At 72.9% G+C, this 6,566-nt stretch carries 3 protein-coding genes and 1 pseudogene; 3 read left to right on the forward strand and 1 reads right to left on the reverse strand.

From position 1 onward, the window contains the following. Nucleotides 1-327: pseudogene (locus tag ACWGDE_RS34270) on the forward strand (SAM-dependent methyltransferase); the annotation flags it as partial. Nucleotides 328-357: 30 nt separating this feature from the next. Here the strand turns inward: ACWGDE_RS34270 and ACWGDE_RS34275 are convergent. After that, nucleotides 358-4,389, reverse strand: a complete 4,032-nt coding sequence (locus ACWGDE_RS34275) for a molybdopterin-dependent oxidoreductase (protein ID WP_453392964.1) — start codon at nucleotides 4,387-4,389, stop codon at nucleotides 358-360. A gap of 406 nt (nucleotides 4,390-4,795) precedes the next feature. On the opposite strand from ACWGDE_RS34275, the gene lysA reads away from it, so the two are divergent. Continuing rightward, nucleotides 4,796-6,130, forward strand: coding sequence for a diaminopimelate decarboxylase (gene lysA / locus ACWGDE_RS34280; RefSeq protein ID WP_453392962.1), 1,335 nt, complete (start codon nucleotides 4,796-4,798; stop codon nucleotides 6,128-6,130). 33 nt (nucleotides 6,131-6,163) lie between these two features. Beyond that, nucleotides 6,164-6,469 (forward strand): barstar family protein, encoded by a 306-nt coding sequence (locus ACWGDE_RS34285; protein ID WP_453392963.1) that lies wholly within the window; start codon nucleotides 6,164-6,166, stop codon nucleotides 6,467-6,469. The last annotated feature ends 97 nt before the right edge of the window (nucleotides 6,470-6,566 follow it).

A 6,566-nucleotide genomic window follows, 5' to 3' on the forward strand; every position in this document is an offset into this window, starting at 1 on the left:
GCGACCGGCCTGGACGAGGGCCGCCGGTTCCCGGTGTGCCGCCCGGAGCCGCTCCGGGCGCTGTGGACGGGGGCGGGGCTCGTCGACGTGACCCTCTCCCCGATCGAGGTGGCCACCGTCTTCTCCGGCTTCGCGGATCTGTGGGAGCCGTTCCTGGCCGGGCAGGGGCCCGCCCCCGGCTACGTCGCCGCGCTCGAACCGTCCGCCCGGGACCGGTTGCGCGGAGCGCTCCGTGAGAGCGTGCCGACGCTGCACGACGGGTCGATCGCGCTCACCGCCCGCGCATGGGCGGTCCGGGGCCGGCGGCCGGTCCGCGCGGGAGGCTGACAGCTGACGGCTGACGGCTGTCCGCGCGGGTCAGTAGACGTCGCGGACGTACCGCTTGTCGGCGGCGAGCTGCTTGACGTACAGGGCCGCCCCCTCCTCGTCGAGGCCGCCGTGGGTGACGGCGATGTCGCGCAGGGCCCGGTCGACGTCCTTGGCCATCCGGGCGGCGTCACCGCAGACGTGGAAGTGCGCGCCGTCCCGCAGCCAGGACCACAGCTGGGGGCCGCGTTCGCGCATCCGGTCCTGTACGTAGACCTTGGCGCGCTGGTCGCGGGAGAAGGCGGTGTCGAGGCGGGTGAGGGTGCCGTCGGCGAGGAAGGCGGTCAGTTCCTCCTCGTAGTAGAAGTCCGTGGCCCGGTGCTGTTCGCCGAAGAAGAGCCAGTTGGGGCCGCGGTGGCCGCGGGCCCGGCGTTCTTCGAGGAAGCCGACGAACGGGGCCACGCCCGTCCCCGGGCCGACCATCACCATCGGCGCGTCGGGGTCCGCCGGGGGCCGGAAGTGGGGTGAGCGCCGCACGAGGACCGGGACCTCGGCGCCGGGCGCCGCGTCGGCGAGGAACGGCGAGCAAACGCCCTTGCGGGGGCGGCCGTTGACGTTCTGGTATCGGACCACGGAGACCGTCAGGGACACCTGGTGGGGGTCGGTGAGCGGGCTGGAGGATATGGAGTAGAGGCGTGGCTGCAGGCGCTTGAGGACGGTGGCCCATTCCTGGCCCGTGGCGCGGACCGGGTGCTCGGCGAGGACGTCGACGGCCTGGCGGCCCCAGGACCAGCGGGCGAGCTCGCCCTTGTTGTCGGGGCGCAGCAGCTTCTTCAGTTCGCGGTCGCCGGTGCGTTCGTTGACGAAGCCCAGCAGGGCGGGGGTGAGTCCGGTGATGTCCAGGTGCCGGTGCAGGGCGTCGGCCAGGGTGACCCCGCCGATGCCCGGTACCTCGACGGTCGCGGCGGGGTCGGCTCCGGTGACCGCCAGCCATTCGGCCACCAGTTCGGGGCAGTTGGCGGGCTGGACTCCGAGGGCGTCGCCGGCCTCGTAGAGGAGCGGGGTCCGGCTGTCCCGGGTGTCGAAGGTGAACCGGCGGACCTCCTTGCCCGCCCCGGGGAGGCTGAGCAGCCGGTTGCCCGTCAGCCGCACGGCGACCGGGGCCGGCTTCGCTCCGCGGACGGGCGCGAGGGGTGCGAGGGGCGCGACAGGCGAGGTGAGCGGGGCGGGGGACGGCGCAGCATCCGTCTCCGGTTGCCCCGTGAGATGGGTGAGGACCTGCTCCAGCCAGGCCTGGGCGGAGGGCTCGTAGTCCGGTTCGCAGTCCGCGCGCGGTGCCAGGCGTACGGCTCCCAGCTCGTCCAGGCGCTGGTCCAGGCGGCGTCCGTGGCCGCAGAAGTCTTCGTACGAGGAGTCGCCGAGGGCGAGTACGGCGTAGCGTCGGCCGTCCAGCCGCGGGGTGTCGGCGGCGGTGAGGGCGTCCCAGAACCCGGTGCCGTTGTCGGGGGCGTCTCCGTCCCCGAAGGTGCTGGTGACCAGCAGCAGATCGGCGGCCGGGGGCAGGGAGTTCAGGTCCGTGTCGTCCATGCCGGCGAGTGCCGCGCTGTGCCCCGCCGCGGAGATCCGCTCGGCGGCGGCCGCGGCGAACTCCTCGGCGTTGCCCGTCTGGGAGGCCCACAGGACGAAGACCTCACGGCCGGGGGCGGCGGCCGACGCATCGACTTCCGCCGCCGCCCGCGGAGTTCGGGAGTACATGCCCGCCAGGACACCGTTCACCCAGCGCGCGTGCTCCTCCCGGAAGGGCGCACCGGGCGGCAGTACGGGGACGCCGGGCGCGCCCGAGGGCAGTCCGGCGAGGAATCCCACCAGGTACTGGCGTTCGTGCTCGGCGAGCACGGGCGGGGGCGCGTCCTCCAGCCCGAAGACGGCTGCCGCGGCGGGCTGGACGGCCGTCGGCACGGTCACCACCGGGGCCGCGGGTGCCCGGGCCACGACGACCGGTGTGGCGACCTTGGCCAGCGTCACCGCGCACACCTTGAACTCGGGCTGGAAGGAGAGGGGGTCGACGGCGTCGCTGGTCACCGCGTTGATGCTCAGGTATTCGCCGAACAGGTCGTTCCAGTGGAACGGCGCGAAGCAGCAGCCCGGGCGCACCCGGTCGGTGACGACGGCGGGCAGGACGGCGCGGCCGCGCCGGGAGGCGACCTCCACCGAGTCGCCTTCCGCCAGTCCCAGCCGCTCCGCGTCCCGCGGGTGCACTTCGACGAAGGGGGCCGGGTTCAGCTTGTTGAGTCTGGGCACCTTCCCGGTCTTGGTGAGGGTGTGCCACTGGTGCTGGAGCCGGCCGGTGTTGAGGACGAACGGATAGTCGTCGTCGGGCATTTCGGCAGCGGGGAGGTGCGAGCGGGCGAAGAAGACGGCCCGTCCGCTCTCGGTGGGGAACACCGGACCACCGTCGCCCTCGGACAGGTAGCGGATGGGGTTGCGGTCCGGCCCGCCGGCGCTCGCGGCGGGCCACTGGACGGGCGTGTCGCGGAGCCGTTCGTACGTCACACCGCGCAGGTCGTAGCCGGTCCTGGGGTTCGCCGCGCGCTTGATCTCCTCGAAGACCTCTTCGGCGCTCTCGTACGAGAAGGCGTGGGCGTAGCCCATCTCGCAGGCGATGCGCGCGATGATCCGCCAGTCCGCGAGTGCCTCCCCCGGAGGGTCCACGGCGGGCCGGGAGAGGGTGAGGTTGCGTTCGCTGTTGATCAGTACGCCCTCGGTCTCGGTCCACAGGGCTCCGGGGAGCACGACGTCGGCGTAGGCGTTGGTCTCGGTGTCGGCGAACGCGTCCTGGGTGATGACGAGTTCGGCGGTCTCCAGGCCCTCGATGACGGTCCTGCGGTTGGCCACCGAGGCGACCGGGTTGGTGCAGATGATCCAGCACGCCTTGATCTCGCCCTCGGCCATGCGCCGGAACATGTCGACGGTGCCCTTGCCGGAACCGTCCTCGCGTACGGTGCCGGGTTCCAGCCCCCAGAGTTCCTCGGCGAAGGCGCGGTCCTCGGCCACGAGCACCGACCGCTGTCCGGGCAGGCCGGGCCCCATGTAGCCCATTTCGCGGCCGCCCATGGCGTTGGGCTGGCCGGTGAGGGAGAAGGGACCGCTGCCGGGGCGGCAGATCGCGCCGGTGGCCAGGTGCAGGTTGATCAGGGCGTTGGTGTTCCAGGTGCCGTGGGTGGACTGGTTGAGCCCCATGGTCCAGCAGCTCGTCCACTCCCCCGCCGTACCGATCCACTCCGCGGCCCGCCGGATGTCCGCTTCGGGGATGCCCGTGATCCCGGCGACGGTCGCGGGCGGATGGTCCGCGAGGAACTCCGGCATCGCCTCCCAGCCCTCGGTGCGCTCCGCGATGAAGCGGGCGTCCGTGTGGCCGTTCTCCACCAGCAGGTGCAACAGGCCGTTGAGCAGGGCCAGATCGGTCCCCGGCTCGATCTGCAGGAAGAGGTCGGCCTTGTCGGCGGTGGCGGTGCGCCGGGGGTCGACGACGATCAGTCTGGCGCCCGCCTTCACCCGTTCCATCAGCCGCAGGAACAGGACGGGATGGCAGTCGGCCATGTTGGAGCCGATGACGAGGAAGACGTCGGCCTTGTCGAAGTCCTGGTAGGAGCCGGGCGGGCCGTCGGCGCCGAGGGAGAGTTTGTAGCCGGTGCCCGCGCTGGCCATGCACAGCCGGGAGTTGGACTCGATCTGATTGGTGCGGACGAAGCCCTTGGCCAGCTTGTTGGCCAGGTACTGGGCTTCGAGGCTCATCTGCCCGGAGACGTAGAACGCGAGGGCGTCGGGCCCGTGCTCGTCGATGACCGCCCGCAGCCGCCGGGCCGTGGCGGAGATCGTCTCGTCCACTCCGGCGGGTACGGCCCCCGACCCTCGCTCGGGGCGCGTCAGGGCGGTGGTCAGCCGTCCGGGGGCGGCGAGCATGTCGGCGGTCGTCGCGCCCTTGGTGCACAGCCGGCCGAGATTGGCGGGGTGGTCCTTGTCCCCCGATGCCTTGAGGACCTTGCGGCGGCCGTCGGGGCCGGACCCGATGTCGAGGAGCATGCCGCAGCCCACACCGCAGTACGAGCAGGCCGTCCGCACCTGGGAGACGGCCGTAGGCGAGTCCTGTGGGGGCACCGGATGGCCTCTCTGTCGGTCGACGCGTGCCCCGACGGTACGAAACGCCCATTACGCCGGTGTGACCCCGGCCGATCATGTGCCGTAACGCTCGTCACACAGCCACCGGACCCGCACTGTGAGGACGGCATCCCTCCCTCATCAACTCGTTCATACGTTCGATAGAAGCCTGCCGTCATGGATCCGTATGGACTTGGCCACTCCCCGTAAAGGTCCCGTCAGGGGACGGCCACCGGCGCGGGAACCCGGGGATAGCTTCGGTGTCACGCCCCGGACCGCCTCCCCGCATCCGGGGCGCCGGACATCACTCGCCTGCGAAGGGGAAGTCCCGATGACCATTGCCGCTGTCCCCGAAGTCGCGGCCGGCTCCGACGACCTGTCCGTCTGGCCCGCGTCCACGGAGCGGCTCCCGCACGGCGGCCTGGCCGTCGGCGGGGTGTCGCTGACGGAGATCGCCGACCGGTTCGGCACGCCGGTCTACGTCCTGGACGAGGGCGAGGTGCGCGGGCGCTGCCGGACCTACCGGGACGCCTTCCCCGACTCCGACGTGCTGTACGCCGCCAAGGCGTTCCTCTCCCGCGCGATGGTGCGCTGGGTACGGGAGGAGGGCCTCGGCCTGGACGTGTGTTCCGCCGGGGAGCTGGAGCTCGCCGTCACCGCGGGCTTCCCGCCCGAACGGATCGTGCTGCACGGCAACGCCAAGTCGCCCGGCGACCTGGAGGCGGCGCTGCGGCTCGGGGTGGGGCGGATCGTGATCGACGGGCCGTCCGAGATAGCCCGGATCGCGGCCGCGGTCGGACCCGGGGGACGGCAGAAGGTCATGGTGCGGGTGGTGCCGGGCGTCTCGGCCGGCGGCCACGACAAGATCCGCACCGGTACCGACGACCAGAAGTTCGGACTGTCCCTCGCCGACGGGGGCGCCCAGCACGCCATCGCGCGGATCCTCGGCCAGCCGCGGCTCGAACTGACCGGTCTGCACTGCCACATCGGCTCCCAGATCAGTGAGGTGAAGCCGTACGTCGTGGCCCTGCGCCGGATGGTCGGGCTCATGGCCCGCATCCGGGACGCGCACGGCGTCGTCCTGCCCGAGCTGGACATGGGCGGCGGCCACGGCATCGCCTACCGGCCGGGCGAGCCCGCCCTCGACCTCACCGCGCTGGCCCGCCGGCTGCGCGCGGAACTCGCCGAAGGCTGCGCAGCCGCCCGGCTGGCGGTCCCCCGGCTCCTCATCGAGCCCGGGCGAGCGGTCGTCGGACCGGCCGGGGTCGCCGTGTACCGGGTCCTCGCCGTCAAGCACACCGGCGAGAAGGTGTTCGTCGCGGTCGACGGCGGAATGAGCGACAACCCGCGCCCCGCCCTGTACGGGGTGCGCTACGCGCCCCGCCTCATCGGCCGCCGCTCCACGGCCGGCCCGCGCACGGCCACCGTCGTCGGCCGGCACTGCGAGGCCGGCGACATCCTCGCGGCCGCCGTGGAACTGCCCGGCGACATCCACCCCGGCGACCTGCTCGCCGTCCCGGTGGCCGGCGCCTACCAGCTGTCCATGGCCTCCGGCTACAACCTCGTGGGCCGCCCCGCGGTCGTCGCGGCCCACGAGGGCACGGCCCGGCTCCTCGTCAGGCGCGAGACCCTGGAGGACTTCCGCAGCCGGGACATCGGCGGCTAGTACAGCGCCAGGAGGGTTGGCTACTGTGCCGGGATGGCCGAGCAGACGGAGTCGGAGTTGGTGGTCGACCTACGGGGCCGGCCGATCGAGACGCTCGAGGACTTCTGGGACGCCGTGGCCGAACCCTGCGGACTGCCACGGTGGTTCGGCCGGAACACGGAAGCCTGGCGCGACACCGTCCAGACCCGGGGCATCTCCGAGGTCATCGACGGCTACGACGTCCTGGTCGTCCACGTGGACCGGAAGGGTCTCTTCGCCGCGCGGAACCGTGCGGCCCGGGACCTGCGGAGCGCCTTCGCGGGGCGGCACGCGCGACTGGTCGTGCACGAGGCGTCCTGACCGCCGGCCGCCGGGCCGGGCACCGGGGCCGGGCACCGGGCGGGGACCCGTCCGCTGAGCCCGGCCCGAGCCGACCGGCGGGGCAGTGTGCCAGACC

The organism is Streptomyces sp. NPDC054956 (assembly GCF_053609185.1).

What these genes read in the sequence shown, in the direction of transcription:
- ACWGDE_RS34285 (WP_453392963.1), top strand. Translation starts at nt 6,164, where the DNA reads ATGGCCGAGCAGACGGAGTCGGAGTTGGTGGTCGACCTACGGGGCCGG.
- lysA (WP_453392962.1), top strand. Translation starts at nt 4,796, where the DNA reads ATGACCATTGCCGCTGTCCCCGAAGTCGCGGCCGGCTCCGACGACCTG.
- ACWGDE_RS34275 (WP_453392964.1), bottom strand. Translation starts at nt 4,389, where the DNA reads ATGCTCCTCGACATCGGGTCCGGCCCCGACGGCCGCCGCAAGGTCCTC.